Source organism: Variovorax sp. P4_D9 (assembly GCF_056401695.1).
Map to the genome: position 1 here is coordinate 1 of NZ_JBFUIU010001319.1, position 1,724 is coordinate 1,724.

Below are 1,724 nucleotides of genomic sequence, written 5' to 3' on the forward strand. Positions count from 1 at the left end.
GAGCCGGGACTGCAGGGGCCGCAGCGGGCGCGGATCTCTTGTCCGAAAGCAGATCCGCCTCGGCGTCGAATTTCGAGCCGGACTTCGCATCGCCACCCCCGAGCAGAAAGGGGGTAGCGGCATTGCTGACGCCGGCGGCGCCGATCAAGGATTCGGGCTTCTTCGGCGTGTCGCTTGCCATGGCCGAAGCGACCGAGGAAGGCTCGATCGGCTTCCTCGAGGAGCCACCGACCAGGCCGGACTTGTAGCCCACCAGTCCCAGGGCGACAAGTGCGAAGGCCCCAACGGCGCCGTAGAACGGCAGATTCGACTTCTTCTTCGGGGCTGGCTCGTCTTCGGGATCCCGAGGGATAGCGTCGACCGGGTCATCGAGCGATTCGCTCAAAGTGTCGCGCGCCTCGCGGTTGTCGAAACCTGGCTCTTCGGGGTCGTGAACGACCGATTCGCCGCCGCCCTCGGCGCCCCACAGCTGGTCCTCGTGCGAGTTGCCGTCGCCCACGCGTTCGTCGCGCTCGACTTCAAAATGGCTCATCAGTAACGCACCTGCGTTTGGTTCATTGTTGCCACGGTCGGAGCAAAAGTGCCGTAGTTCGTGCCGGTCGCAAGATTGAAGGAAGGCGTTTGCTGCGCAGGCGCATAGACCACCTGCTGCGGAGCGCGCTGCTGCTGCTGCTGCTGTTGCTGTTGTTGTTGTTGCTGCTGCTGCCGCTGCATCTGCTGTTGATGACCGCCGCCTGCGGTGGAAGACGCCGTCTGCACCGCGTTGAACAGGATGCCGATGGTCGTGTTCGCAGGCAGAGTCACGGTGTTCGGTTGCTGCGCGAGGCTCTGCACAACCTGCTGGCCGATCTGCGTGGCGGACGACAGGCCTGCCGCAGCGGCCTGGCGATTCGTGGCCTCGGGGACGACGACAGACGAGGTGAGGCCGTTGGTCACCACCTCCGAGCTGCGCTGGGCGATCGCACCCGCCGCGCCGCTCATGGTTGCGAACGTGATCGGCAGCACATACTTCGAGAGAATGTGGCGATCGATGCTGCCCGCTAGGGCGTCTGCAGAAGTCTGTTCGTCCAATGCGACGGCGTTGATCTTCGCGACCTTTCCGTTGAAGCGGATGTCCGTAAAAGTGACCTGGAGGCCTTCGCCCTGATTCAGGACAGCGGTGCCTTTCAGGAATGCACCCGCGAACTTGCCGCCCAGGATCTCAGCCGCGACGTAGGGGGACTTCGCAGTGTCGATCGGCGAGGTGGTGCGTGCGACCTGGATCGTCAACGGGCCCGGGAGATCCAGATCCTCGGAGGCGATATTCGTGGCGGCAACACCCTGCCCGCCCGCGCCGGCCTGCTGGCCCTGGCTTGCAGCCACCTTGTTCGGGTCTTGGTATGCCTGGACACGAGCGATGGCTGCACCGGTAGGCGCGTCTGCCAAGAGTTGGCCGAGTTGGCGATTCAGGCCTTCCTGAAAGGCTTGCTGGCGTGCCGGATCCTGATAGGAGCCGGGCTGGACGACCACTTGCGGCGTGGTCACGTACGTCCGGTACGAGCCCGCACCTGGGCCAGCTCCCGGAGCGCCCAATCCAACGGGTCCCGCCCAACTTGTCTTGGGCCACGGGCGCGCCAGCCGGCGGCGGTACGTAGACCCCACCGGTGTTCTTGCTTTCCTCGGCCTTCTGGCGCTGAAGCTCCGCGAGGCGGCCCTTCTCATAGTCGGTTTGCACGACATCCGTC

2 protein-coding genes are annotated in these 1,724 nt (G+C 64.8%); both read right to left on the minus strand.

The genetic code is table 11. The features are described 5' to 3' along the window. Nucleotides 1-532, minus strand: a 532-nt coding sequence (locus AC1DY5_RS54425; RefSeq protein ID WP_478122494.1) for a hypothetical protein, incomplete at its 3' end; no start/stop codon positions are given. Beyond that, complete coding sequence (locus tag AC1DY5_RS54430) at nt 532-1,524, minus strand: DotG/IcmE/VirB10 family type IV secretion system protein (RefSeq protein ID WP_478122495.1); 993 nt, start codon at nt 1,522-1,524, stop codon at nt 532-534. The genes AC1DY5_RS54425 and AC1DY5_RS54430, both read right to left, overlap by 1 nt. Between the last annotated feature and the right edge of the window lie 200 nt (nt 1,525-1,724).